The sequence below is a fragment of the Polaribacter sp. 11A2H genome, assembly GCF_011379025.1.
In the GTDB taxonomy this organism is placed as follows: Bacteria; Bacteroidota; Bacteroidia; order Flavobacteriales; family Flavobacteriaceae; genus Polaribacter.
In genome coordinates, this window is record NZ_WTLD01000056.1 from 1 (window position 1) to 641 (window position 641).

The following is a 641-nucleotide window of genomic DNA, read 5'->3' on the forward strand; positions in this document are numbered from 1 at the left end:
GGACGTGGTTGTATACCTTCACAGATGCCTCAACATTAATAACGTCACCCAGGAAGTAAGAGTTTGAAGGCCTCTCATAGGACCAGTCATCAGTCATGAGCTTCAGGGAGAACACCAAGACTTCTTCACCAGCCTCCGTTGAGGCATAAGGGACCCAAGTTGGCTTCAAGGCACTACTGCTGACATTTTGAAACCTTTGATAGTGGCATTGAACTCCAATAACTGCACCACCTGCACGGGTAATCGGAGTGCCAGCAAACGCCTCAGGAGTGTAGGTAAGGGCAAAGGTGTAGACAAGCTCATCCTTGGTCATCATCAAGACACTGTTGCAGTCCTGCAGTTCATTCTCAAAGAAGAGCACCTTAGAGCCTGGGACCAAACCGACAACAGGACATCCTCCCAGAGTCAGACCAGATGGCTGGATCAGTTCACCATTGCTAAACAAGTCCTGCTGTACCTCCACATGAATCCGGTTCTCACCGCATTGAATAGCTACACTACTGGGGGTCACAGGTTGCCTCAAATGGAAATCCACCGCCATCTCACTCGGCACTTCTGGAACAATGGGAAACCTCCAGTCCAAAGGCTTCACTGGACCCTGCAACACCTGCTTCTCCTGAAGACCAAGAGGCTCTTGTGCA

At 50.2% G+C, this 641-nt stretch carries 1 protein-coding gene; it reads right to left on the reverse strand.

Annotation, left to right across the window (positions count from 1 at the left end; genetic code table 11):
- The coding region (locus tag GQS58_RS16905; protein WP_166388060.1) for a zona pellucida domain-containing protein at positions 1-641 on the reverse strand (641 nt) is incomplete at both ends.